The following is a 25,652-nucleotide window of genomic DNA, read 5'->3' on the forward strand; positions in this document are numbered from 1 at the left end:
CGGCTATCAAAGTGAGATCGCCAGACCAATAATGATAAACCCCTTACCAATCTGAGATGCCCTCACCTCCTTCCCCTGCCAGCAACCGGACACTTATCTGGCCGGTATGTGACTCATCCCGCAAAAACAAGGCGTTATCGCCAAACGCTTTCTATCGTGAGCGGTGTTGTGCATGTTTTGTGCACTGACCCGTGCTGCACCGGATCCCTCTCACTACTGCCGAGGGATCTGGCTCCTCTGTCAATACACGAGATCAATGACCGGGAAAGCTGCGGCTTTCACTATCTTGCCTGTAGCAGTTGCGCGGGCTTCAAGGAGTGATCTGTTCATGAACGAGACCAATCCCCCCTCCCCCCGACCGGGTGCGCGCAAGCGCCCGGTGGATGAAGTGGAGCGCATGCTCCCCATGGGCCAACTCTTTACCCTGGGCCTGCAACATGTGCTGGTGATGTACGCCGGCGCCGTGGCGGTGCCACTGGTGATTGGCGGCAGTCTGGGGCTGCCCAAGGATCAAATCTCCTACCTTATCAGTTCGGATCTCTTCTGCTGCGGCATCGTCACCCTGCTGCAATGTGTCGGGATTGGCCGCTTTGCCGGGATCCGGCTGCCGGTCATCATGTCGGTCACCTTTGCCGCCGTGATGCCGATGCTGGCCATCGGAGCCAACCCGGATCTGGGGCTGACGGGCATCTTCGGTGCCACCATCGCCGCCGGTATCATCTCGACCCTGCTGGTGCCGCTGATAGGTCGGCTGATGCCACTCTTCCCCACCGTCGTCACCGGGGTGGTTATCACCTCCATCGGGATCAGCATCATGCAGGTGGGGATCGACTGGATGGCGGGGGGCAAGGGTAATCCGGAATATGGCAGCCTGCGCTATATCGGCACCAGCTTTCTGGTGCTCGTCTTTATCCTGCTGGTGACCCGCTTCACCAAGGGCTTTTTCAGCAATATCTCGGTGCTGCTCGGGATCATCTTCGGTTTCGCGGTGGCCATCGCCATGGGCGAAGTAAGCCTCGATGGCCTCGGCGAGGCAGCCTGGTTTGCCCCCATAGTGCCCTTCGCCTTCGGCTGGCCCACCTTCGATCCCATCTCCATCGCCACTCTGACGGTGATCATGCTCATCACCTTTATCGAATCCATGGGGATGTTTCTGGCCCTTGGCGACATCGTCGGCCATCCGGCCAGGCGCGGTGATATCGTACGCGGGCTGCGGGTGGATGGCATCGGCACCATTATTGGTGGGGTATTCAACAGCTTCCCCCACACCTCCTTCTCCCAGAATATCGGTCTGGTGAGCGTGACCGGGGTATCGAGTCGCTGGGTCTGCGTGATGTCGGGGGGGATCCTGCTCGCCTTTGGCCTCATCCCCAAGATGTCGGTGCTGGTCGCCTCCATCCCGCCCTTCGTGCTGGGGGGCGCCGGTATCGTGATGTTCGGCATGGTGCTGGCCACCGGCATTCGCATCCTGGCGCGCACCGATTACAACAGCAACCGTCACAACCTCTATATCGTCGCCATCAGTCTCGGAATTGGCATGATCCCGACGGTCTCCGGGAATTTTTTCCAACAACTTCCGGCGCAGCTACAACCGCTTTTTCATAGCGGTATTCTGTTGGCCACCATCAGCTCGGTGCTGCTCAACCTCTTCTTCAACGGCTATCAGCCGGATCTGACTCACCAGACCCGCCCCCTGTTCGTTGGTCCCATCAAACCGCAACAAAAGCAGGCATAACAAACAGGCCCCCGGACAGCGAGACTGTCCGGGGGCCTGTTGTTCATATCACCGCTGACCCAATCAGGCAGGCAACTGTGCGAAGCGTTCTATCGCCTGCGCTACTTGTGCCAGACTCCCCTGCCAGAAGGCGGCCTCACGGATATCCTGCCCCAGATGCTTGGCTACCAGATCTTCGGCGCTCATCCGGCCGGTATCGCGCAACAAGGCACGATACGCCTCGGCAATGCCCTCTTTCCCCGCCGGCTTGCGGCTCATCAACTGCTGATAGACCCCGAGGCTGAACAGATAACCGAACAGATAGGGATAGTTGTAAAAGCCCAGCCCCGCGATGGAGAAGTGCGCCTTGGCCGCCCAGAACATGGGGTGATAGCGGGTCAGGCTCCCCTCATACCAGCGTCCCCACGCCTCGTCGGTCAACGCCTTGAGCCGCTCTGCCGACACATAACCCTGCGCCCGCTCGGCCACCAAGGCCTGCTCGAAATCGAAGCGAGCCGGGATATTGACCAGGAAGGTGGCCGCGCCGTCGGCCTCGGCCCAGGTGATGGCCAGCTGCTCTTCCGGGCTTTGCGCCTGCTCGAACAGGGCGCTGCGCACCAGGGTTTCGGCGAAGATGGAGGCGGTCTCCGCCAGCGTCATGGGGTAGCTGCGCTGACTCATCGGCAGATCGCGGATCACCCAGTTGTGCCAGGCGTGGCCCAGCTCATGGGCTAGCGTAATGACGTTGTCCATGGTACCGGCATAGGTAACGAAGACCCGCGGTTCGACCGGTTCGGCAAACTTGGTGCAGTAGGCGCCGGTGCGGCGATTTGGCGTGGGCGCCGCATCAATCCACCCCTTCTCGGCCATCATGCGGGCAAATGCCCCCATCTCGGGATCGAATCGGCTAAAGGCATCGGCAATCAACTCGATCGCCTCATCAAAAGGAATGTCGCGGCTGCTGGAAGCTGGCGGCGGTGCAAAGAGATCCTCCGGCCCCAGATCGTCGAGACCAAGGCGCTCGGCCATCAGCTCCAGGGCGCGCTGGCCCAACCCACGGGCTCGCCAGGTTTCGCTCATCAGGGCATCGAGGGTGGCTCGCTCGATATGACTCTGGTGGCAGGAGAGATCCAGCGCATCGAGCACACGGGTTTTACCGCGCTGACGGGCCAGCTCCAGCCGCCAGCCGTTGAGGGCATTGAGGATGGCGGCCACCGTCTCCTGCTCTCCCTCCCAGCCAGCACTGATGGCATCAAAGGCTTCTAAACGCAGCGCACGTATCGGGCTGGAGAGCAGATTGCTCGCCTCGGCCAGCCCCATCTCGCGGCCATCAATGGTCAAGCGGATCTTGCCCACCAGATCGTTATAGAGGTTGCCCCAGGCGTGCAGACCATCGGTGCCCAGACCAATCACCAGCTGCTCCGCCGCCACCGGCAAGCGCTGATCCTGCAAACGACGCTCATGGCCCAAGCGGTACGCCTCCTCGCCGAGCAGCGGATCACTCATCAGCGCGGCAAATTCAACTTCCGGCAGCGCCAGCATCAGATCTTCCACCGGCGCCAGGATCTTGAACAGATCGGCGTTAAGGGCGCGGGCACGGGACGCCAGCTGTTTGGCCTGCGGATCCCGCGCATCCTGACTGCCGCGGCACGCGGCCAGAATGGCGACGTTCCAGCCGATATGGCGAATATCGCGGGCGCGCAGCCGCACTTCCCGCAAGAAATCCTGCAGCGCAGCGTCATCGCCGCGCACCCCGTCCAGGCCTGCCATATAGCTGGCCAGCTCTTCCAGCGCGTGGCGGGCGGCGCGCATGTCCGCTTCCAGCTCGGGGCTGTCGAGGCCCGGGTAGATATGGTCGTTATTCCACTGTTGTTGATACATAACTTCTCGCAAAGACCTTTATCGGGAGGTGCAGCAGACCTGCGGGCAGCAAGTCAGAGACCGGGCAACCCGAAGGCCAAAAAATGAAGAGAGGAAAAAAGAGACAATGGCCCGCAAGCTCGCTTATCCCTTGGCCGGGGCAAGACGGCTCACCAGCGTCATCACGGCAACCAGCAGCAGACCCGCCACCACACCGGCCACGGCGTTGAGCAGAGTCGGCGTCACCGCCGCCAGTACGGCCCCTACTGTGGGCAGGGTGGCAACGACAGCGGCTGCGCCTTCAATCAGGTGATGGGCAAAGGGCCAGCCATGCACCAGAATGCCACCGCCCACCATAAACATGGCGATGGTGCCGACCAGTGCCAGCAGGTGCATCAGACGAGGAGCCGTCACCAACAGTCCCTGCCCCACCCCGCGACGCAGGGCGCTGCCATCGGGCTTTTGCAGCAGATGCAGACCGATGTCATCGAGCTTGACGATCAGCCCCACCAACCCGTAGACCCCGATGGTCATCAGCAGGGCGATGCCCGCCACTACCGAGAGCTGCAGCGCGAGGCTTGCTCCCTGTACCGTGCCAAGGGCGATGACGATGATCTCGGCAGAGAGAATAAAATCGGTGCGGATCGCTCCCTTCACCTTCTGCTGCTCAAACGCCAGCAGATCATCGGGAATAGGAGCAGTGTGTGCCTCCCCCTCACTCGCCTCATGGGGCAGGAACTTGTGGGCCAGCTTCTCGGCCCCCTCAAAGCAGAGGTAGGCGCCTCCCAGCATCAATAGAGGCGTGATAAGCCAGGGCACCAGCGCACTTATGGCGATGGCGGCGGGCACCAGAATCAGCTTGTTGCGAAATGACCCCTTGGCCACCGCCCACACCACCGGCAGCTCCCGCTCGGCACGCACCCCGGAAACCTGCTCCGCGTTGAGGGCCAGATCATCCCCCAACACCCCGGCGGTCTTCTTCGCCGCCATCTTGGTCATCAGCGCCACGTCATCAAGCACGCTGGCGATATCGTCGAGCAGGGCCAACAAACTGGTTCCAGCCATATCAAAGATCCCTTATATCAGTGAGAAACGTCTTCCCGAAAAATGTCTCGCGCTTGTTCACCACGAACTTGGTCATCAGCGCCACGTCATCAAGCACGCTGGCGATATCGTCGAGCAGGGCCAACAAACTGGTTCCGGCCATATCAAAGATTCCTTATATCAGTGAGAACAACCCCGGGAGAGAGGTGTACGTCCCGATAACCACCAAGGTCAACAGGACCACCTCATGGCGATTGCAGGCCATCATCGGCCGAGCCAAGAATTCGGCGCTCGCCATCGGGGGGTTACGTCTTTCGGGCAAAAGATGGCACAGTGTAACGAGAAGCCGCCGTTTCGGCAGCACCCCTGAGCCATTTGTTCCTGGTTCCCTCTGAATCACCTCAAGGAGTTCCCATGCAACCCTGGCAACCTCTGCTCGATCTCTGGTTTGGCGACGAGGCCGATGATGTCCTGCGGGCCACACGGCAAGCCCCCCTCTGGTGGGGAAAAAGCAGCGAAACGGATGCCCTGCTGGCCAGCCGCTTTGGCGAGCTGGCAGAGGCGGCAGCCAAGGGCAGCCTCGCCCACTGGGCCGATGCTCCTAGCGGTCGGCTGGCGCAGATCCTGCTGCTTGACCAGCTGTCCCGCAATATCCATCGCGGCACGCCTGCGGCCTTTGCACAAGATCCGCTGGCAAGGGATCTCTGCCTGAAAGGGCTGTCCATCGGGGCGGACAAATCCCTCTCACCACTGGAGCGGGTCTTTTTCTATCTGCCGCTGGAGCATGCCGAATCCCGCGAACAACAAGCCAGAAGTGTGGCCCTGTTCGAGGCACTCGCTGCCGAGCAGGCTGGCACACCGGCGCAGGCGACCTTTGCCGGATTTGCCGACTTTGCTCGTCGCCATCAGGTGATCATCGAACGCTTTGGCCGCTTCCCCCACCGCAACGACATTCTGGGTCGCACCAGCACACCGGAAGAGGCGGCATTTTTGCAGCAACCGGGCTCAGGCTTCTAAGCAAGCCATATAAAAAATCCCCGCCAGCTGGCGGGGATAGCAGATGGATAACAACCGTCAGTATTACTGAATGCGGTAACGGGATATCTGCTGGTGGATGCTCTCGGTGGTGACATTGAGCTCCTCGGCTGCGGCAGAGGTCTCCTCTGCTGTGCTGCTGGTTTGCTGCACGACCTGAGCTATCTGCTCCACCTGATGAGCAATCGACTCGGCTGCCGAGCTCTGCTCGCGGATGGCATTGGTGATCTCGCCCACCTGCTCCATCACCCGGTGCGACGCACTGCGGATCTCGGCAATAATGGCGCCACTCTCGGTCGCCATGGTGACCCCCTGACTCACCTTCTCCTCCACCAGATGCATGCGGGAGACCGTATTGTTCGACTCCTGCTGGATCGCCTCTACAGTGGCAGATATCTCCTGAGTGGATTGGGCTGTGCGCTCAGCCAGTTTGCGCACTTCATCTGCCACCACCGCAAAGCCACGGCCGGACTCCCCGGCCCTCGCCGCCTCAATGGCCGCGTTCAAGGCCAGCAAGTTGGTCTGCCCCGCCACATCACGGATCACGTTGACCACACCGCCAATGCGCGAAATGCCCTCACCCAGCGCAATGACCTCGACCGAGGCCTGCCGAATGGAGTCGGCGATCTCGTTGATGGCATGGACTGTGCGCTCGATGGTCCGGCCCCCCTCGGTCGCCAGCTGCCCCGACTCGTTGGTGATACGGCTCGTCTCCTGGGTACGCTGGGAGATATCGGTGATGCTGACCGTCATCTCTTCCACACCAGCGGCTATCAGACTGGTGGCATCATTGGCCTGATTAGCCGAGCTGGCCAGGTGCTGCGCTGCCTGAGAGAGGGATTCGGCGGTGCTCTTGATCTGCAAGCTGCCGACGGAAAATTCGGTAAATGTCTGTTGCAGCGTATCGAGCAGCCGGTTGACCGCATTGAGGGTCAGGCCAATCTCATCCTGCTGTTTCACATCTGCTCTCAGGGTAAAGTTGAGGTCGCGCTGGATCCGGGTCAGGGTATCCATGGCGGTGCGAAGGGGATTGGCCACCTGATTGAACAACCAGACAAACAGCCCCATCGTCAGTACGGTGGCACCACCGGCGATAAACAACAGGGTTTGCAGGCTGTTGTCATAATTCTCCTGGCCCTGCTTCTTGAGCGCCAGTCCCAAATCCATATTGAAGTTGACGTGGAGCTCGATTGCCTTGGCAAACTGCTGGAACACTCTGGTGGCCTCTCCTGCCAACATGTCTCGCGCTTCATCGTTTTTGTTTTGTCTGGAGAGCTGCAGAACCTTGTCTATCTCCTGATAATATTGCGCAATAATGCGTTGATCATCGTCGGTCAGGCGCCGGTCTTCGTCATTGGAGAGCATCTCTGCTTTATATTTCTCCAGTTGCGAATTGATCTGTTTGCGATGCTCGGCAATATCCGCTTCTATCTGCTGCATCTTGTCATTGTCGGTGTTGAGGATATGGCTTTGAACCCGGGAGTGCAGCTCATAGAACGCAGCCTGCACCTCCTTGATCAGCGCAATACTGGGCACCGTATTGTCCGTCACATAGCTCAAGTCTCGATTGCCAGCCCCAAGGCGGTTGATACTGAACCAGCTGAGGAAAACAAGCGCCAGCATAACCAGCAGCGCTATCAGTTGAAGCCGACGAGCAATGTTCATAACCGTACACTCCAGATGAAAACTATCTAGCAGTGTAGACGAGCCATAAACAACAACGGCCCGCATTGGCGGGCCGTTGTTGTTTATTTTTCATGGCGTTGTGATCAGGCTTTGGCTGGCTCACTCTCGCCCAGCGCGACGGTTTCACCCAGACTGTCTTCGGTCTTGGCGACCACGCTGGCGGCGATGGCGTTGCCCAACACGTTGGTGGCAGAGCGGCCCATGTCGAGGAAGTGGTCGATCCCCAGCAGCAGCAGAATGCCCGCTTCCGGAATATGGAACTGGTTCAGGGTGGCGGCAATCACCACCAGAGAGGCGCGCGGTACCCCGGCCATCCCCTTGGAGGTGACCATCAACAGCAGCAGCATGGTGATCTGCTGGGCCATGGAGAGCTCGATACCATACGCTTGGGCGATGAACATTACCGCGAAGGTGCAGTACATCATGGAGCCGTCGAGGTTGAAGGAGTACCCCATCGGCAGCACGAAGCTGGCAATGCGCTTGTCACAACCGAACTTCTCGAGACGATCCAGGGTCTTCGGATAGGCCGCTTCGGAGCTGGCGGTCGAGAAGGCCAGCAGGATGGGCTCGCGGATCATCGCCAGCAGCTTGATGACGCGACCACGCAGGAAGACGCTGCCCATGGCGATCAGCAGCAACCAGAGGCAGGCCAGCGCGATATAGAACTGGGCCATAAAGCTGCCGTAAGTGACCAGAATACCCAGCCCCTCTTTGGCCACCATGGCGGCGATGGCGCCAAATACCGCGAACGGTGCAAAGTTCATCACATAACCGGTCACTTTCAGCATGATCTCGGCAGCGCTGGCCATCAGCACCACCACCGGCTTGGCCAGATCGCCGAGCGCGGCGGCAGCCAGACCGAAGAAGAGGGAGAAGACCACGATCTGCAGGATCTCGTTGGTGGCCATCGCCTCGACCACGCTCTTGGGGATGGCGTGGGTCACAAAATCTTTCAGGGTAATGGCACCGGCAGCAATGCCCGAGCTGGCGGTGTCATTGGGCAGGGAGAGCGAGAGACCCACACCCGGCTGCATCAGGGTCACCATCACCAGACCCAGGCTCAGGGACATCAGGGAGGCCAGCATGAACCAGCCGAGGGTCTTGGCACCGATACGCCCCACGGTGCGGGTGTCGCCCATCTTGGCGATACCGACCACCAGGGTAGTGAAGACCAGGGGAGCGATGATCATCTTGATCAGGCGCAGGAAGATATCGGTCAGGATCGTGATGTTATTGGCGAAATCCGCAGCCTGATCTGCGGCAAACATCCGATAGCCCTGGCCGGTGAGGATGCCAAACATCATGGAGATGAGGATGGCGACCGTCAGTTTATTCATTTTCATGGGGGAGTCCCGGTTTTGATTGGTGCAAGCCGTAAACAGTGGCGTGGGAGCCACTACAGTCCGTTTTTGTGATCCGAGCCGTTGATTCCTGGCGGCTGGTATGCTGGGAGAATGCCTAAAAGCAGGGGGTAAATCTAGAGGCTTTATCCAGAATTTTATCCTGCCATTAGGTGTATGTGATATAGATCTTGCAAACCACCAATATTAATCACTGTTTATTTTGATTTCGGCGAGATATTTCGCATTCAGAGTTCGCTCATCGAGTGCCCGTGGCAACAGGCGAAAAGTGAGCAGCGCCGAGATGGTATGCTGCACCTGCATCTGGGCCATAAAGAGATCAGGTTCATCTTCGTCAAAGCCGAAGATCGGCCGTGATGGGGTCACCCTGACGGCATCGCGGTTAATGGTCAGCTCATCGACCTTGAGCCAGGAGTAACCCTCTGCCAGTGCCAGCTCCCCTGCCCGCTTGAGCACATATTTGCGGGCGGTCTCCCTGTCCACCAGATCGTTGCCGACAAACTCCAGTTGCCACTTGTCCGGGCCAAGCCGAGTCTGGGAGAAGCCGGTCTGGCCGTTCCAGAATGACTTTTCACTCTCGTAAGGGGTGGCGCAGCCCACCAGCAGCAGGGTGAGCATCAGCAGACAACAGGGTTTAGATACGGATGCAGACACGAGAAACCTCGCCAGGCAAATGAGCAACAGAGTCGTTACTACAACATAAAGCGCAGTGGCTGCACAATCCGCTCGCGCCAGCAGCGACCAGCATGCATCACCACTGGCTTCACGCCTGTGCGGCAAATCGCAGGCAAAAGAAAAGGCCTTGTCGTTTGACAAGGCCTTTACCGGGGAATTTGGTCGGTGTGAGAGGATTCGAACCTCCGACCCTCTACACCCCATGCAGATGCGCTACCTGGCTGCGCTACACACCGACGGAGTCAGCTCGGCTGACGGGGGCAGAGTTTATGGAGATGACCCTGCCCTGTCAACAGGGAAACGCCGCCAATTCCTCGGCCACGGTGCGTTCGCCTGCTTTGCGAACAATCAGCGGTTAAAGGTCAGCCGCTTGCCCAGGATCTGGTCAGTCACCTGCCCGTTTTGCCAGGCGATCTGGCCATTCACCAACGTCATCTCCACCGTGCTGTGGAAGCGGTAGCCGTTGAAGGGCGACCAGCCACAGTGGTAGAGGATGTTGTCATCGTTGACCACATAGGGCTTGCCCAGATCCAGCAGCACCAAATCGGCGAAATACCCCTCGCGGATATAACCGCGATCCTGCACCTGGAAGCGCTCGGCCACCGCATGGGAGGTCTTCTTGACGATAGTCTCCAGGGTAAACACGCCGTTGTGGTAGAGCTCCAGCAGCGCCTGCAAAGAGTGCTGCACCAGCGGCACACCGGACGGCGCCTTGAAGTAGCTGTTCTGCTTCTCTTCCCAGGTGTGGGGAGCGTGGTCGGTGGCGATGATGTCGAGCACGTCGTTACGTACCGCATCCAGCAGTGCCTGCTGGTCGGCGGCACTCTTCACCGCAGGGTTGCACTTGATCAGGCTGCCCTGGGTCTCGTAATCGGCTTCATTGAAGAAGAGGTGGTGCACACACACCTCGGCGGTGATGTTCTTGTCCTTCAGCTCGCTCAGGTCGTGGCTGGCGGTAAACAGCGACAGCTCCTTGGCCGAGGTCAGATGCAGCACATGCAGCTTGGCACCGTATTTTTTCGCCAGCGCCACCGCCATGCTGGAGGATTTGTAGCACGCTTCGTCGCTGCGAATGCGGCCGTGCTCGCCCATCGGCACATTCTCGCCCCACTTGGCCCGCGCCGCCTCTTCGGCCTTGGCGATGGTCGGAGTGTCTTCGCAGTGGGTGACGATCATCACCGGACTTTCGCGGAAGATGGCCGCCAGGGTCTCCTGATTGTCCACCAGCATGTTGCCGGTCGAAGAGCCCATAAACACTTTGACCCCGCAGGACTGCTTGGGGTCGAGACGCTTGATCTCTTCCAGGTTGTCGTTGGTGGCACCGAGATAGAAGCTGTAGTTGGCGACGGAGGTGTTGGCAGCGATCTGGTATTTGGCTTCGAGGGCGTCGAGGGTGGTGGTCTGGGGATTGACGTTGGGCATTTCCATGAAACTGGTGGTACCACCGGCGACGGCGGCGCGGGATTCGCTGGCGATAGTCCCCTTGTGGGTCAATCCCGGCTCCCGGAAGTGGACCTGATCATCGATCATTCCGGGGATGAGATGGCGACCTGCGGCATCGATCACCAGCGCATCGGGCGCCTCGATATCCGGGGCGATGCGGGCAATCCGTTCCCCCTCGATCAACACATCGGAGGCATAGATGCGGCCTTCGTTGACCAAGGTGGCATTCTTGATAAGCAGTTTGTTCATGGGGGGTTCCAGTTCCTTTGCCGATAATCGCGGGTCATAATAGCGCAAAACTGCCCTTTCTCTGTAGCAAGGCCTGACTGATGAAGTTATTTGTAAGAGATTTGACCGTGATCGACTCCAGCTACCTGTGCGAACGCCGCGGCATGGTGGGCGAGAGCTGGCTGGTAGATATCGAAATGAGCGGTGAGCTCAACGAAATGAGCATGCTGCTGGACTTTGGCCGGGTAAAGAAGCTGATCAAGTCGATCATCGATGAAGAGGTGGACCACAAGCTGCTGGTGCCGACCGAGTGCCCGCTGATCCACGTCGAGACACTGGATGGTGACGAAAGCACAGTGGATCTGCTGCGCCCGGGTCGCTCCATCCATCTGCGCTGCCCATCCCAGGGCTTTGCCTTTATCCCGGCCCCGCAAGTTGATAAAGAGTCGGTGACCCGCTACCTGCTGGCGGTGCTGGCCAAACGGCTGCCGGGCAATATCAAGGATCTCTCCCTGACTCTGCGTCAGGAGGCGATCACCGGTGCCTTCTACCACTACAGCCACGGCCTGAAAAAGCACGATGGCAACTGCCAGCGCATCGCCCACGGCCACCGCTCTCCCATCGAGATCCACGTCGATGGCGAGCGCGACCATGAGCTTGAGCTCAACTGGGCCGAGCGCTGGGGCGATATCTATCTCGGCACCGAGGAGGACAAGGTGGCGCTGACCGAGCTCGCTTTGAGCCCCCGTGCCAATGCCCAGCTTGGTGCGCATCACTGCGGCTTCAAATATGTGGCGCCGCAAGGGCTGTTCCAGCTGGCCATCCCCAGCGCCGAGGTGGAGATGATCGACACTGACACCACGGTTGAGCTGCTGGCCTGCTATATCGCCCGCGAAGTGAAGAAGATGGTGGGCGACAAGTTCGTCAAGATTGTCGCTTATGAAGGGGTCGGCAAGGGCGCCATTGCCTACGCCTGATCCTCTTATCACTTACCCAAATAAGCAGGCCCCGCGACTGCGGGGCCTGCTGTTGTCAGCTCGTTGCCATCAGGCACTGAGGCGGAAACGCTTGACCAGGCTCTCTTGCTGCTCGGCAAGGGAGTCCAGCTGCTGGCTGGTCTCGGCTACCCGCTCAATCCCCTGATAGTTGAGATCCGAGATATCGGAGATGCGGTTGAGGTTGGTGGCGATATCGGCGCTGGTGGCCTGTTGCTGCTCGGCGGCAGAGGCGATCTGGCTCGACATGTCGCTGATCAGCACCACAATCCCCTGCACCTCCTCCATGGCGTTGTTGGCGTGAGAGCTCTGATCCACGCAGCTGTCCATCTCGCGAGAGCACTCCTGCATCACGGTCACCGCCTTGGCTACCCCCTGCTGCAGGTTCTCGATCATGGTCTGGATCTCGCTGGTGGACTGGGCGGTGCGGCCCGCCAGACTGCGCACCTCATCGGCCACCACCGCAAAACCGCGCCCCTGCTCGCCGGCCCGCGCCGCTTCGATGGCAGCGTTGAGGGCCAGCAGATTGGTCTGCTCGGCGATGCCGCGAATGACATCGAGGATATTGCCGATCTGGCTGCTCATGGCGCTCACATCGCCAATCACCTTGCCGGTCTGTTGCAGCTTGCCCGCCAGTTGATGAGTGGTGGTGATATTGCCTGCCATCACCTTGCGTCCCATCTCGGAGGCCTTCTCCACATCCTGCACCCGCTCCAGGGTCTGGTTGGCAGCCTGCGCCACCTCGCGCACCGAGGCCTCCATCTGGGTCATGGCGGCGGCGACCGAGGCGGTCTCCTGCCGCTGTTTCTCCAGATCTGCCCGCACTGATTCGGTGGTGTGGCGATTGCCGTGGGCGGCATCGTTAAGCTGGGCCGACGCTTGTGAAAGCTGCGCCAGCACCTCCCCCATCTGGGCAATCAGCAGGTTGATCTGGCTGCCCAGCTGACCAAATTCATTCTTGCTGCGAAAACCGATGCGCTGGGTCATGTCGCCCTGAGTCACTTCGGTCAGCACCCGCAGCAACTCCCTGAGCGGACGGCGAATGGCCTTGCCCAGGGTATAAGCCACCAGCATGGCGATCAGGATGGCGACGACGATGCTGGTTCCCTGTGTCAGGGTGCTCTGGCTCTGTGTGGCTTTGGCGTGCTGAATGCTTTGACTCATCAGCTGCTGACTCTGGCCGGTGATCCGCTCAAGCCGGTTCTGGATCTCGACGATCAGGGCACTCGCCTGCTTGCTCTTCTCCCGCATCTGTTCCTGCTGCTTCATCAGCGCCAGATACTGTGAGAGCACGCCTTCGCTTGCGGTGGTGTCGCGCACGAAGCCGTGAACATAGTGGCCCATGTCGTTCTCGAAGTTCTTCAGCTCCCCCTGCAGATCCTTGATGGTGCTGTTGAACCCCTCGATCTGCATCTTGTTGCGCTTGAGCGCCCCTTCGATGGGAGCCGGAATAGTCTGATTGAGGGCGTCCATGGTGGAGAGTTCAATGGCGGAGAGCTTGGTGGTCAGGGTCTCGGAGAGCATCTTGATAAAGCTGTCGTCGATGGTAACCATCATGTCACCCAGACTCTTCTTGAACTGGGGCAGACTGACCTGAAACTGCCCCTTGGCCAGATTGACCTTGTGCAGTCGGGTGAGCAGCGCCTCGTGTTCGCCGGGCAGGGTATCGGTCAGTTGCAGGTAGCTGTCGACCTGCTGGCTGAGGTTGCTCATCTCCCCTTGCAGTTCGGGGTGGTGGGCGACCTGCTGGCGCAAGACATCAAGGCTCTGGCCCACCGCGGCCTTGGCTTGTTTCAGTTCGGCCACTTCGGCCGGCAGCTGTTTGGGGTCCTGCTCGGTGAGCACATCCCCCAGCCACTTGTTGGCGCTGAGCAGGGTGATCTGGGTCTGGCTGCTGGCAATCACCAGCGGCATAGACTGCTGGGTCACCTGCTCCAGTGCGTTCCCCAGGGTCTCCTGACTACGAAATGTGAGCAGTGAACTGGCCACCATCACGGCCACCAGGATCGCGAAGCCAAGGTAGACTCGCTGCAAGATGGAGAGATCCGACATTGTTTGTTTCATTATTGTCCCGCTGTATATGCAAAAGTCCCTTGCCTGAGTACCCCGTCCTTTTGATACCCTGCAGACCACCCTGAACAGGCGCTGCAGATGACGTCCCTCTGGCTATCGGTATTTTTAACAATAACTGAAGGGAATGGGACATCAGCTGTGTCAAATGTCGGCTTGTGTCACACTTGGCGTGCTGCTCGCCCCCCTTTCGGGAGCCGCTTGGGGTTCTAGTTCAATTTTCTGTTTCATATAAGGGAGTTAGCCATGGCGCAAGAAACCATTTTCAGCAAAATCATCCGTAAAGAGATCCCCGCCGACATCCTTTATCAAGACGATCTGGTCACCGCATTCCGGGATATCCAGCCCAAGGCCAAGACCCATATTCTGATCATCCCCAATGTGCTGATCCCCACCGTCAATGACGTGAAAGCCGAACATGAACTGGCCCTTGGCCGGATGTTCACCGTGGCCCGCAAACTGGCAAGCGAGGCGGGCATCGCCGAAGATGGCTACCGCCTCATCATGAACTGCAACCGCCACGGCGGGCAGGAGGTCTACCACATCCACATGCATCTGGTCGGTGGCCAGCCGCTGGGACCGCTGCTCAGCCTGTAATGAATCGCCACGCCTCAACCTGCCGCAGCGCCCTGTTGCTCTGCGGTGCCCTGCTGTTGCTGGGAGGCTGCGCCTCCCGCTGGCAGGATATGTTCGTCTCCTACTCCGATCAGATGGTGCCCCTGCGCAACCAGCTGCTGCTGGGTCATGCCGCCGAGGCGCTGCCCGAGGTGCGTGACTCCACTCTTGGGGATGACACCTTTGTGCTGGATCGGCTCGAACAGGGGCGCATTGCCTGGCTGGCGGGTCAGGATGCGGGCAGCAAGCAGGCGTTTACCGCCGCCGACAGCCGCCTTCAGTGGGAAGACAATCAGGCCGAATACCGGCTGAGCCATGGTCTGGATCAGGTGGGCAGTCTGCTCACCAACGACCAGTCGATGGCCTATCTCACCCCCGATTACGAACGCACCATGCTGCACCACTATCTGGCCCTCAACTACCTGCAACGGGGAGATGCCGATGGCGCCTTGGTGGAGGTACGCCGGGCCAATCAGGTGCAGGAGCAGGCCCTGAAACGGCGAGCCGATGAGGTACGCAAAGCGAAGGATGAGAGCGAAGAGGCCGAAGCAGAAGGCGAGATGCGCCAGCTGATGTCGCGCGGCGCACCGGATCTCGACCGGTTGATCGGCAAGGTCAAGAACGGTTTTCAGAACGCCTACACCTTCTATTTTTCCGCCGTGCTCTATGAGGCGGCCGGGGATCTCAACGATGCCTGGGTCGACTATCAGCGCGGCTACCAGATAGCGCCGGACAACCGCAGCCTGCAAGATGCCTTGCTGCGTCTGGCGCGGCTGCGTGGCTCACCGGACGAGATCCGCGAGACCGAGAAAAAGATAGGCCGCAAAGCGCCGCCGCTTGCAAAAGATCAAGGCCAACTGGTGGTGCTGTTTGAAGATGGTTTGATCCCGGCGCGGCGCGAACTGTTCCTGCCGCTGCCCATCTCCACCTCCCGCGGCGATTTTCGCACCTTTACCGTCGCCATCCCCTATTACGATAATCGGGCCAGCGACACCGGCCCGCTGACGGTGGAAGTCGGCAAGCGGGCCTGGCAGACCAGCGAACTGGTGCGGCTGGAAGCGCTGGCCGCCAAAGATCTGCAGGAGCGGCTGCCCGGCATGCTGACCCGCCAGGCGCTGCGGCTGGTGGCCAAGGAGCAGATGCGCCGCACTGCCGCCAAAGAGGGGGGCGATGTGGGCAATATTCTGGTGGGGATCTTCAACACCCTCTCGGAGCGGGCCGATACCCGCAGTTGGCTGACGCTGCCAGCTCAGGCATCGAGCTGGCAGGGAATGGTGCCGGCCGGTGACATCAATCTCACCCTGGGCGCGGGGGCAGCGCAGCGGCAATTGCCGCTCACCATCCACAAGGGACGCACCACCCTGGTCTGGGTACAGCGCCTCGGCGCCGGTCTGACCACCCGGGTGATGCCGCTCTGAGCAGATGGCGAAGAGATATGAGCAAGACAATTAACCGGGCAGGCTCACACGCGGCCCCACTCACCCCGATTAAGGAGAGCAAGATGAAAGCATACGGGTTGGCCCTCGGGCTCGCGCTGCTGCTGACCGGCTGCGCCACCAACACCTCCGGCGTGGCGCTCTATGGCCCGGCGGGCGGTGCACCCACGCTGGAGCAGCATCAAAACGTCAACGTCACCCTGACCGAGCTGAGCCGCCGCCAGCAAAATGGCCTGCTGCAGGTCAATGTAGCCGCCGCCAGCACCCAGCGCGGCGATAACAAGCTGCAATATATCTTCTATTGGTATGATGAGGCCGGTCAGGAGGTCGCCAGCGATGGCTGCGGCTGGACCCCCATCAAGCTGCATGGCTATCAGACCCGCACCCTCTCGGCCCTGGCGCCCAGCCCGGCGGCGCAGGGTTACCGGATTTACGTACGCGAAGTGATTGAGGAATCCTACTGATGAAAATGAATCATGCCCTGCTGATATTGACCTCTGCATTGCTCTTGGGCGGCTGCTCCAGCACCACGGTCAGCTATGGCGATCCCACTGAAACCGAAACCGTCACCGTCGATTACGGCTCAAGCGATCTGCAGGCCATCGCCGACAAGATGGCAGACTCCATGCTCGCCTCCCCTGCCACCAGCGAGATCACCGCAGGCGGCCGTCCGGTGATGTTTATGGACTCTATCCGCAACAAGACCTCCGAGCACATCGATACCGAAGCCATCACCGACACCATCCGCACCAAGTTGCTGCGGGCCGGCAAGTTCCGCTTCGTCGACATGAGCAAAGTCGCCGCCGTCAAGCAGCAGCTCGAATATCAGCAGAGCAGCGGCATGGTGGATCCTGCCTCCATGGTACGTCTGGGCAAGCAGACCGGTGCCCGCTACATGGTCTATGGCAACCTCGCCAGCATCGTCAAAGACAATGGCAAGGTGAAGGATGTCTACTACCAGATGACCATGAACCTGATGGATCTGCAAAACGGCGAACTGCTGTGGGCCGATCAGAAAGAGATCCGCAAACAGGCGAAGAAATCCACCTTTGGCTGGTAACAGGCTCCCGCAGACAGGCAACTGTGATCCGCTACTGGCCAGCCTGCCCGCCCCCTGGCGGGAGGGGCAGCTGGAACCACTCGGGTTAGGCCTGACCAACTGCAACTATCGACTGCGCCTCCCCTCGGGGCGCAGTTACTTTTTGCGTCAGGGGCACCCCGACCCGGTGCGCCTTGGTATCGACCGTCCCACCGAGTGGCAGCTTTATCAGGGGGCGATGGCCGAAGGGTTGGCGCTGCCTTGCCACTATGGCGATCCCGCCAGCGGTCTGATGCTGCTCGAATGGTGCGATGAGCCAAACTGGGTACACGCGGCGCCACCGGCAGTCGATCAGCCCCGTCTGCTGGCTGAGGTGCTGCGCAAGCTCCATCGCTTGCCGCTGCCTGCGGTGGTGATGGCGGTGCGAGCCCACGCCGCGGGCTATCGCGCCCGACTGGCCCACATTCCCTCCTGGCTGCCCGCCCTGGAGCGGGGCTTGCTCGCCAGCAGTGAGCCAAATGATTGCTGGCGCCCTTGCCACCATGATCTCAATCCGGCTAACTTGTTGGGAAGCAAACCCTGGGTCATCGACTGGGAGTATGGCGCGGCAGGTCACCCCGGCTTTGAGCTCGCCAGCATCCAGCGCACCCATGAGTGGCCCGCCGAGCGGCGCGACGAGCTGGAAGCGCACTATCTGCAGGCCGTGCCGCGCCACCAGTGGCCCGATTTTCAGAGCGAGGCATTTTTACCCTGGGTCGACTATATCGGCCTGCTCTGGGCCCTGCTGATGGCAGAGCAACAGCCCTCACTCGACTATGACACCCTGATCGCCATCAACCGGCAACGACTGGAGTAACAGATGATAAACAAGGTGCGCTGGCACAAGCCGAAAACCTGGGGTCTGCTGCTGATCGGCCTGCTGCTGACCGGCTGCTCCACCCGGGTGATCTACTACTGGCTCGATACCGCCATCATCTGGCAGCTTGATGACTACTTTGCCCTCTCCTATTCGCAGAAGGATCTGCTCAGCCGCGAAGTGAAGGGGCTGATGGCCTGGCATCGCCAACACGAGCTGCCGCGCTACGCCAGGGATCTCGATGCACTGGCCAAGGCGGTGGCCAGCCCCATGACGCCGGAGCAGATCTCGACCAATCTCGATGCGGTGCAGCAGAGCCTGACCCGCACGCTGGAAAACACCATCCCCCGTGCGGTCAGGCTGGCGCGCACCCTGACCGACGAGCAGGTGGCCCGCTTTATGACCGATCGGGTCAAGCGGCAACAGGAGCGGCAAAAGGACTTTGCCACTGAGCCCAAAGAGCAGATGCTGGCGGAGTTTCGCGACAAGATGAACAAGCGGCTCGAGTTCTGGATTGGTGAGGTGAAACCGGCACAGGCGCCACTGGTGGCCCAGTGGGCCGAATGGCAATACGAGCTGATGCCCCCCTGGCTCGAGTTTCAGGAGTCCTGGACCCAGGAGCTGGACAGGTTGATGAAGCAGCGCCAGAGTCCCGACTTTACCCGCGAGTTGACCAACCTGCTGGCCGAGGGGGATGGACTGATGGATGGCCGCTTTACCGGCTATACCGAGCAGTCACGCCAGCGTACCGTCAATTGGCTGAGCGCCATGAGCCAGTCGCTGGATATCTCCCAGCGAGCCCATCTCTACTCCCTGCTCAAGGGCTACGCCCGCGACTTCAAGCAGATGAGCGGCAGCTGACGAGCGGCACCGAATGGTGCCATGCGCCCGGGCAACCTTGTTCAAACCGGGCGCTTATGGTAGTTTGCCCTTCCTATTTATCGGGAATTAACTTTTGCGCCTTATCGACAAAGTAAAACTGGTGCTGGTAACTCTGGTTATCGCCCTCACCCTGCTTTGTTCCATCGCCCGAATGGAAGGCCCGCTGCTACCCGCATCTCCCCAGAGTGAACAGCAGCAGACTCAGGTGTTCAATCAGCTTAGCGACAGCGATGATGGCATCATCAAGTTTGTCGGCAGCCATCAGAATCACCTGCTGCGTCTCGAACAATCCCTGCGCAGTGACAACCAGCCCAAGAGTGTGGTCTACGAGCTGATCCAGAGCTGGTCGGCCCAGGCCATCCTGCTGTTGCTGCTCGGCTGGCTGATGCTGGCACCCGAGCTCTATCACAAACAGAGTTTTCGCGAGCGCTTTGGCGCGATCCACCGGCGCCATCTACAGCGCCAACATCTGCAATATCGCTTCACCCAGAGCTATCTGAGCGCCTGACCCCGGAGGGGCTGGCACATCCACTGTTTGCTCATCTCCTCTTCCTGACGGATCCGGCAACTGCCTGATCCGCATCTGATGCATCCCATTTTTTGCGCCTTGCCGAGCCTTGTTGCTATCGGCCCGGGCACCATTCTCCTGACAGAGGCTTGTTTGCCATGAGAAAGAGCAATCGAACAGTTCTCAACCGCATGAGCAAGTGGCAGTACGCACTGCTGCTGTTGATGCTGTTGACCTTTACCTTTTACTCCCTGCCCACCTTTTTCGGTGAGCAGCCCTCCCTCGGCCTGCACGGACAGCCGCGCCTGACCACCCAGCAGCAGATGCTGCTGAGCGACAAACACCTGACCCCGCTCAAGGTGATCGAGCAACCCGAGCGAGTCGAGCTGGTCTTTGCCAACCAGGGCGAACAGCAGCGCGCCAAGCAGTTGCTGGAGCAGCAAGGGGTCGACAGTGCCGCCCTGACCCTGGAGTTTCACTCCAACGCACCGGCCTGGATCACCCGCCTCGGCGCCGATCCCATCAAGCTGGGACTCGACCTGCGTGGCGGCTCCCAGCTGCTGATCGGGGTAGACGTGGACTTTGTCATCGACAATCAGACCAAGAATCTGGTGGATACCCTGCGCACCCGCTTCCGTGAAGCCAATCTGCGCGGCGCCAGCGTCACGCGCAGCGCACAGGGCGCCGTAGCCGTCACCCTGCCGGAGGTTGCCGAACAGGAGAGCTGGCTCGCCATCATCAAAGAGAGTGCCGGTACCCGTCAGGATCAGTGGAAGCTGACCCGCTCCGGCAATGATCTGAAACTGGTGCTGAGCGATGCTGAGCGTACCCTGCTGGTCAACAACGCCGTGACCCAGAACCTGTCGATCCTGAAAAAACGGATCAACGAGCTCGGCATCGTCGAGGCATCGGTGGTGCGTCAGGGCCAAGATGGCATCCGTATCGAACTGCCCGGGGTACACAACCCCAAGCAGGCGAAAGAGGTGATCGGCGCCACCGCCTCGCTGGCCTTCTACGAGGCCAAAGCCGACAGCCACTTCTATATCGCCGATCGCAACGGCCAGGCCGTCGGCATGGCGCGCAAGCCGGTACTCACCGGCGAGCACATCGTCGATGCCCGCGCCAACATGGGCGAGATGGGTCAACCCCAGGTCAATATCGTGCTCGACACCCTGGGCGGCAGCAAGATGAACCAGTTCAGCCGCCAGCATGTGGGCAAGCCGATGGCGACCGTCTTCACCGAGTACAAAACCAACGCCCAAGGCAAACTGCGCGCCCAGAGCGAGGTGATCAACGTCGCCACCATCCAGACTGCCCTTGGCAACCAGTTCCGCATCACCGGCATTGGCAGTCTGCCGGAAGCTCAGGAGCTGGCCATGCTGCTGCGTGCCGGCGCCCTCACCGCCCCTCTCAAGATCCTGGAAGAACGCAGTATTGGCCCGACGCTGGGGATGCAGAATATCGAGGCGGGCTTCACCGCGCTGGCCTTCGGCATGGCAGGCATGATGCTGTTCATGATGGCCTGGTACCGCAAGTTCGGCTGGGTTGCCATCACGGCGCTGGTCGCCAACCTGTTGATGCAAGTCGGTATGCTGGCAGTGCTGCCGGGCGCCGTGCTGACCCTGCCGGGGATCGCCGGTCTGGTGCTGACGGTGGGCATGGCTGTGGATACCCATGTGCTGATCTTCGAGCGGATCAGGGACCGTCTGCGAGAAGGGGGCTCACTGGCCAACGCCATCGACTTTGGCTATCGCTCGGCCTTCCACACCATTTTCGATGCCAACATCACTACGCTCATCTGCGCTGTGGTGCTCTACTCCATCGGCTCCGGGCCGCTGCAGGGCTTCTCCATCACCCTCATTCTGGGTCTGCTCTCCAGCATGATCACCGGGATCTGGGGAACGCGTGCCATCATCAACCCCCTCTGGGGACGCAGCAGCGAGCGCACGCTGAAGGTGTAACGGGACAGTTGTCCCTCTGATGAGCGGCTTTGGCTGCGCCATCGGCCATGGATATGGCCGGAGCGGCCAAAGCAGAACACTATTTTCCCGGCGTGTCGCGACACGTCGTGATGGGCCAACAGCCTGATGCTGGCTGGCCAAGGAGAGAATTATGTTGAGAATGATCGTTGCAATGGGGTTGACCCGTTGGCGTTATATCGGCCTGTGGGCTTCCATCCTGCTGACTGTGGCCAGTGTCGCCATCTTGCTGGTGAACGGCCTGACACTGGGGCTCGATTTTACCGGCGGGATCCTGCTGGAGTTTCATATCCAGACCCTGAAAGAGGCCCATGAGCTCAATGCCATGCTGGTCTCCCCGCTGGCGGGAGCCGTTGAGCTGAGTTCGGCCGGTATTCCCGGCGAGTGGCTGATCAAGCTGCCCCCCCACGAACTTCCCTGGCCCGCGGCGGATCTCGCCACCATGCTGACCCAGCAGTTGGGGATGCCGGTCGAGTTGCTGCGCACCACCATCGTCGGCCCTCAGGTGGGTGCCGAACTGTTCCAGCAGGGTATGCTGGCGGTGCTGGTCGCTTCGCTGGCGATGTCGGCCTATCTGGCGTTTCGCTTCGAGTGGCGTCAGGCCATCGGCATTCTGCTCTCGGTGGTCCATGACGCCATCGTGGCGCTGGGGCTGCTGTCACTCTTTCAGATCGAATTCGATCTGAACATCATCGCCGGTTTGATGGCGGTGATCGGCTACTCCCTCAACGACAGCATCGTCATCTCGGACAGGTTGCGGGATCTGCTGAGCTCGCGTACCCAGATGGGCATCCACGAATGCTCCGATGTGGCCATCAAGGCGACCTTCAGTCGCACCATGATCACCTCGGGCACCACCCTGTTTACCGTGGGTGCGCTGCTGCTGTTTGGCGGTGACGCCCTCTACGGCTTCTCCTTCACCCTGTTTGCCGGGATCCTGGTGGGCACCGTCTCCTCCATTACCGTCGCCTCGACCGTGCAGGAGCTGCTTGGGCTCACCCCGCAGGCCTACCAGAAGAAGACCGAGGAGCCACTGGCCAACGCAGCCTGAACCTTGTTAATCAGACCCGGCTTACCGGGTCTCAACGAACCGGGCCCCTGCCAACCATTGGCAGGGGCTTTTTCCATCCCTCCTCTCGGTCTCTCGCCGCCCCTTTTGTTGCTCGGCTCGCTTCAATTGACAACTGACCATATTGAAAGCAATGACGGATCAACCCGTCATTTTTAATAACAAAAAAGTCATTTTATTACGTCAGAAACCATAAAATGTGACTGAAAGCACTTTCTTGAGGGCTCAAAGGAGGCAACATTGTAGTGATTTATCTACAAAGGGATATGAGATGTTGTTACAACCTGCCAATACAGCAAAATCCAGACAGTTGCTGAACGAGACCATGGCTTTGGTACTCGCAGGAGGGCGGGGTAGTCGCCTCAAACAGTTAACCGACAACCGTGCAAAACCTGCCGTTCATTTCGGCGGCAAATTCCGCATCATCGATTTCGTGCTCTCCAACTGCATCAACTCCGGCATTCGTCGGGTCGGTGTCGTGACCCAGTACAAATCCCACAGCCTGTTGCGCCATCTCCAATCGGGCTGGTCTTTCCTGCGCTACCAGATGAACGAGTTTATCGATCTGCTCCCTGCCCAGCAGCGGGTGGATGAGGTGAACTGGTATCGGGGTACCGCCGATGCGGTCTACCAGAATCTGGATATCATCCGCGATCACGCCCCCAAATATGTGGTGGTGCTGGCAGGCGATCACATCTACAAGATGGATTACGCCGCCATGCTGCTCGACCACGTCAATATGGGCGCCAAGGTGACCGTTGCCTGCATCGAGGTGCCACGCAGTGAAGCAAGCGCCTTCGGGGTAATGGCGGTGGATGATGATCGCAAGATCAATGCCTTCGTCGAAAAGCCTGCCAACCCGCCCGCCATGCCGGGCAAGGCCGACACCGCGCTGGCCTCCATGGGCGTCAATATCTTCGATGCGGAGTATCTCTATCAGCTGCTGGAAGAGGACATTGCCAACGAGCAGTCCCATCACGATTTCGGCATGGACGTGATCCCCCGCGTGGTGAAAGAGGGCACCGCATTCGCTCACCCGTTTGGCATGTCCTGTGTCGGCTGCTGTCCGGATCGCCGCCCCTACTGGCGCGATGTGGGCACCGTGGACTCCTTCTGGGAGGCCAATATGGATCTCGCTTCCGTCACGCCTGAGCTGGATATCTACGATCAGGACTGGCCCATCTGGACCAGTCAGAACATGACTCCTCCCGCCAAGTTCGTGCAGGACCGAAACGGCCAGCACGGCATGACCATCAACTCCATGTTTGCCGGGGGCACCATCGTCAGTGGCTCTTTCATCCTGAGTTCGGTGCTCTTTACCAATGTGCGGGTCGACTCCTTCTGCACTCTGGATCAGGCCGTTATCTTCCCGGGTGTGGAGATTGGTGCCGGTTGCCGACTGCGCCGGGTGGTGATCGACAAGGGGTGCAAACTGCCGGAAGGCACGGTGATAGGTGAAAACGCCGATGAAGATGCACGTCGCTTCCACCGCTCCGAGCAGGGCATAGTGCTGGTCACCCAGGGGATGCTCACTCGCCTGAACAAAGAGCTGCAGGGAAAACAAAAGCGCTGATCCGCAGCCAGACGGGATCCCCCTTCCTACCGCAAAGGGAGCCATTATGGCACCCTCTTTCTATGGCTGACCAGATAGCCACCTCACACCATCATTGCCATCGCGTTGCAGTCTCCCAGAGATACCATTTACTGTGGGTAAACAGCTGGACAACGCAGCCTTCACGCCCTCAAGTCGTAAACATTGGGTTACACAAAAACCATTAAGCCTCCGAAAAACCCTCTGTATTATTCCTGTTCGCGCTATATAGCAGCTCCTTTATCTGACTTTTTAGCGGTAAACCCACTGGTTTCACTTGATTGTTTGTTTTTCCTTGGTAAGGTGATGGCGGTTGCGTAACAAAGCAGGTACCAGTGTAAACATATAGGTACAGCCGCTTTTGGCTTAATACAGTAGAGAGAATGAAATCATGCAAAGAGACCCCCTGAACAACATCCATATCCAGTCCGAACAAGTGATGATCACGCCTGCCCAGCTCAAGGAGAAGTTACCCATCTCCGACAAGGCGCTGGCATTCGTGCAAGGGGCCCGCAATACCATCGCCGACATCATTCACCGCCGCGATCACCGCCTGTTGGTGATCTGTGGTCCCTGCTCCATCCACGACATGGACGCCGCCAAAGAGTACGCAACCAGACTCAAAGCGCTGCATGATGCCTATCAGGACTCTCTCTACATTGTCATGCGGGTCTACTTTGAGAAGCCGCGCACCACGGTCGGCTGGAAAGGCTTTATCAACGACCCCAATCTGGATGGCACCTTCGATGTGGAGCTGGGGCTGCACCGTGCCCGCGAGCTACTCTGCTGGCTGGCGGAGCTGGAGCTGCCGCTGGCCACCGAAGCGCTCGACCCCATCAGCCCGCAATACCTGGCGGAGCTCTTCTCCTGGTCAGCCATCGGCGCCCGCACCACCGAATCCCAGACCCACAGGGAGATGGCGTCAGGTCTCTCCATGCCGGTCGGCTTCAAGAACGGCACCGACGGCAACCTGGGGACAGCCATTAATGCGTTGCAGGCGGCCTCCTCCCCTCACGCCTTTATGGGGATCAACCAGCAGGGTCAGGTTGCGCTGCTGCAGACCCAGGGCAACCCGGATGGCCACGTGATCCTGCGCGGCGGCAAGCACCCGAACTACGACTCGGTCAATGTGTCGCTGGCGGAAGAGGCACTGGAAAAGGCGGGCCTGCTGCCCGGTCTGGTGGTAGATTGCAGCCACGGCAACTCCAGCAAGGATCACCGTTTGCAGCCCAAGGTGGCCGACAACGTCATCCACCAGATCCAGGAGGGCAACCGCTCCATCATCGGGGTGATGCTCGAATCCAACCTGTTCGAGGGAAACCAGTCCAGCGAGCAGCCCAAGGAGCAGATGCGCTACGGGGTCTCCATCACCGATGCCTGCATCGACTGGGACACCACCGCTACCCTGCTGGACCGCTGCCACAACCAGCTGGCTGACCCCCTCAAGGGCAGAACTGCACGGTAAGCCGTGGTATCTTGTCGTAACCTATTGAACAATCGAGGTATCACCGCTGGTGGCATCAAGCCGCTCACGCCGTGATACCTTGTTGCATCTTGATTTTCAGG

General features: G+C 59.8%; 22 protein-coding genes and 1 tRNA gene. 14 read left to right on the plus strand and 9 right to left on the minus strand.

Annotated features, from left to right (window positions below):
• Nucleotides 1-328 precede the first annotated feature (328 nt).
• A complete protein-coding gene (locus OKC43_RS02280; protein ID WP_270803791.1) occupies nucleotides 329-1,735 on the plus strand; it encodes a nucleobase:cation symporter-2 family protein in 1,407 nt (468 codons plus the stop codon).
• A gap of 63 nt (nucleotides 1,736-1,798) precedes the next feature.
• Here OKC43_RS02280 and OKC43_RS02285 read toward each other — a convergent pair whose 3' ends face one another.
• From OKC43_RS02285 to OKC43_RS02295, 3 genes are all read right to left on the minus strand, one after another.
• Nucleotides 1,799-3,595: a M3 family oligoendopeptidase gene (locus OKC43_RS02285; RefSeq protein WP_270803792.1), complete on the minus strand. Its 1,797-nt coding sequence runs from the start codon at nucleotides 3,593-3,595 to the stop codon at nucleotides 1,799-1,801.
• A gap of 123 nt (nucleotides 3,596-3,718) precedes the next feature.
• Nucleotides 3,719-4,639 carry a DUF808 domain-containing protein gene (locus tag OKC43_RS02290; RefSeq protein ID WP_201957679.1) on the minus strand — a complete coding sequence of 307 codons (921 nt, stop codon included), beginning with the start codon at nucleotides 4,637-4,639 and terminating at the stop codon, nucleotides 3,719-3,721.
• A 1-nt stretch (nucleotide 4,640) separates the two neighbouring features.
• The gene (locus tag OKC43_RS02295; RefSeq protein WP_167572119.1) at nucleotides 4,641-4,781 is read right to left on the minus strand and encodes a hypothetical protein; all 141 of its coding nucleotides are present in this window, start codon (nucleotides 4,779-4,781) and stop codon (nucleotides 4,641-4,643) included.
• A 251-nt stretch (nucleotides 4,782-5,032) separates the two neighbouring features.
• Here OKC43_RS02295 and OKC43_RS02300 point away from each other — a divergent pair, with 251 nt between their 5' ends.
• Nucleotides 5,033-5,635 (plus strand): DUF924 family protein, encoded by a 603-nt coding sequence (locus OKC43_RS02300; RefSeq protein WP_270803793.1) that lies wholly within the window; start codon nucleotides 5,033-5,035, stop codon nucleotides 5,633-5,635.
• Nucleotides 5,636-5,698: 63 nt separating this feature from the next.
• On the opposite strand, the gene OKC43_RS02305 is transcribed toward OKC43_RS02300, so the two are convergent.
• The 5 genes from OKC43_RS02305 to OKC43_RS02325 all read right to left on the minus strand — a co-directional run bounded on the left by OKC43_RS02305 (nucleotide 5,699) and on the right by OKC43_RS02325 (nucleotide 11,067).
• Complete coding sequence (locus OKC43_RS02305; protein ID WP_270803794.1) at nucleotides 5,699-7,318, minus strand: methyl-accepting chemotaxis protein; 1,620 nt, start codon at nucleotides 7,316-7,318, stop codon at nucleotides 5,699-5,701.
• 104 nt (nucleotides 7,319-7,422) lie between these two features.
• Nucleotides 7,423-8,682 carry a dicarboxylate/amino acid:cation symporter gene (locus OKC43_RS02310; protein ID WP_005334018.1) on the minus strand — a complete coding sequence of 420 codons (1,260 nt, stop codon included), beginning with the start codon at nucleotides 8,680-8,682 and terminating at the stop codon, nucleotides 7,423-7,425.
• Between the two features lie 204 nt (nucleotides 8,683-8,886).
• Entirely contained in the window at nucleotides 8,887-9,318 is a 432-nt protein-coding gene (locus OKC43_RS02315; RefSeq protein WP_041235087.1) for a CC0125/CC1285 family lipoprotein, read from the minus strand.
• Between the two features lie 216 nt (nucleotides 9,319-9,534).
• Nucleotides 9,535-9,611: transfer RNA gene (locus OKC43_RS02320), tRNA-Pro, on the minus strand.
• A gap of 112 nt (nucleotides 9,612-9,723) precedes the next feature.
• Nucleotides 9,724-11,067 (minus strand): dihydroorotase, encoded by a 1,344-nt coding sequence (locus OKC43_RS02325; protein ID WP_270803795.1) that lies wholly within the window; start codon nucleotides 11,065-11,067, stop codon nucleotides 9,724-9,726.
• Nucleotides 11,068-11,147: 80 nt separating this feature from the next.
• On the opposite strand from OKC43_RS02325, the gene OKC43_RS02330 reads away from it, so the two are divergent.
• The gene (locus OKC43_RS02330) at nucleotides 11,148-12,023 is read left to right on the plus strand and encodes a 6-pyruvoyl trahydropterin synthase family protein (protein WP_270803796.1); all 876 of its coding nucleotides are present in this window, start codon (nucleotides 11,148-11,150) and stop codon (nucleotides 12,021-12,023) included.
• A 69-nt stretch (nucleotides 12,024-12,092) separates the two neighbouring features.
• Here the strand turns inward: OKC43_RS02330 and OKC43_RS02335 are convergent, their stop codons facing one another.
• Nucleotides 12,093-14,105 (minus strand): methyl-accepting chemotaxis protein, encoded by a 2,013-nt coding sequence (locus OKC43_RS02335; RefSeq protein ID WP_270803797.1) that lies wholly within the window; start codon nucleotides 14,103-14,105, stop codon nucleotides 12,093-12,095.
• A gap of 252 nt (nucleotides 14,106-14,357) precedes the next feature.
• Between OKC43_RS02335 and hinT the strand changes: the two genes are divergently transcribed.
• The 11 genes from hinT (at nucleotide 14,358) to OKC43_RS02390 (ending at nucleotide 25,551) form a co-directional block, all read left to right on the plus strand.
• Nucleotides 14,358-14,708, plus strand: a complete 351-nt coding sequence (gene hinT, locus OKC43_RS02340) for a purine nucleoside phosphoramidase (RefSeq protein ID WP_270803798.1) — start codon at nucleotides 14,358-14,360, stop codon at nucleotides 14,706-14,708.
• Entirely contained in the window at nucleotides 14,708-16,144 is a 1,437-nt protein-coding gene (locus tag OKC43_RS02345; RefSeq protein ID WP_270803799.1) for a COG3014 family protein, read from the plus strand. Before hinT ends, OKC43_RS02345 begins: the two co-directional genes overlap by 1 nt.
• Before the next feature lie 83 nt (nucleotides 16,145-16,227).
• The gene (locus OKC43_RS02350) at nucleotides 16,228-16,626 is read left to right on the plus strand and encodes a YcfL family protein (RefSeq protein WP_270803800.1); all 399 of its coding nucleotides are present in this window, start codon (nucleotides 16,228-16,230) and stop codon (nucleotides 16,624-16,626) included.
• Nucleotides 16,626-17,222 (plus strand): penicillin-binding protein activator LpoB, encoded by a 597-nt coding sequence (lpoB, locus tag OKC43_RS02355; protein WP_005334041.1) that lies wholly within the window; start codon nucleotides 16,626-16,628, stop codon nucleotides 17,220-17,222. The genes OKC43_RS02350 and lpoB overlap by 1 nt, the downstream gene beginning before the upstream one ends.
• Nucleotides 17,212-18,057: a phosphotransferase gene (locus OKC43_RS02360; protein ID WP_159143489.1), complete on the plus strand. Its 846-nt coding sequence runs from the start codon at nucleotides 17,212-17,214 to the stop codon at nucleotides 18,055-18,057. The genes lpoB and OKC43_RS02360 overlap by 11 nt, the downstream gene beginning before the upstream one ends.
• Nucleotides 18,058-18,060: 3 nt before the next feature.
• Nucleotides 18,061-18,918, plus strand: a complete 858-nt coding sequence (locus OKC43_RS02365; protein WP_064336756.1) for a DUF6279 family lipoprotein — start codon at nucleotides 18,061-18,063, stop codon at nucleotides 18,916-18,918.
• A gap of 94 nt (nucleotides 18,919-19,012) precedes the next feature.
• A complete protein-coding gene (locus OKC43_RS02370) occupies nucleotides 19,013-19,447 on the plus strand; it encodes a hypothetical protein (protein WP_081253334.1) in 435 nt (144 codons plus the stop codon).
• Between the two features lie 158 nt (nucleotides 19,448-19,605).
• Nucleotides 19,606-21,408 carry a protein translocase subunit SecD gene (secD, locus tag OKC43_RS02375; RefSeq protein ID WP_159143488.1) on the plus strand — a complete coding sequence of 601 codons (1,803 nt, stop codon included), beginning with the start codon at nucleotides 19,606-19,608 and terminating at the stop codon, nucleotides 21,406-21,408.
• 151 nt (nucleotides 21,409-21,559) lie between these two features.
• The gene (gene secF / locus OKC43_RS02380; protein WP_270803801.1) at nucleotides 21,560-22,477 is read left to right on the plus strand and encodes a protein translocase subunit SecF; all 918 of its coding nucleotides are present in this window, start codon (nucleotides 21,560-21,562) and stop codon (nucleotides 22,475-22,477) included.
• A 289-nt stretch (nucleotides 22,478-22,766) separates the two neighbouring features.
• Entirely contained in the window at nucleotides 22,767-24,068 is a 1,302-nt protein-coding gene (gene glgC, locus OKC43_RS02385) for a glucose-1-phosphate adenylyltransferase (protein ID WP_270803802.1), read from the plus strand.
• Nucleotides 24,069-24,477: 409 nt separating this feature from the next.
• Nucleotides 24,478-25,551: a 3-deoxy-7-phosphoheptulonate synthase gene (locus tag OKC43_RS02390; protein WP_115521029.1), complete on the plus strand. Its 1,074-nt coding sequence runs from the start codon at nucleotides 24,478-24,480 to the stop codon at nucleotides 25,549-25,551.
• Nucleotides 25,552-25,652: the final 101 nt, after the last annotated feature.

The sequence above is a fragment of the Aeromonas sp. Y289-2 genome (assembly GCF_027705925.1).
GTDB lineage: Bacteria > Pseudomonadota > Gammaproteobacteria > Enterobacterales > Aeromonadaceae > Aeromonas > Aeromonas veronii.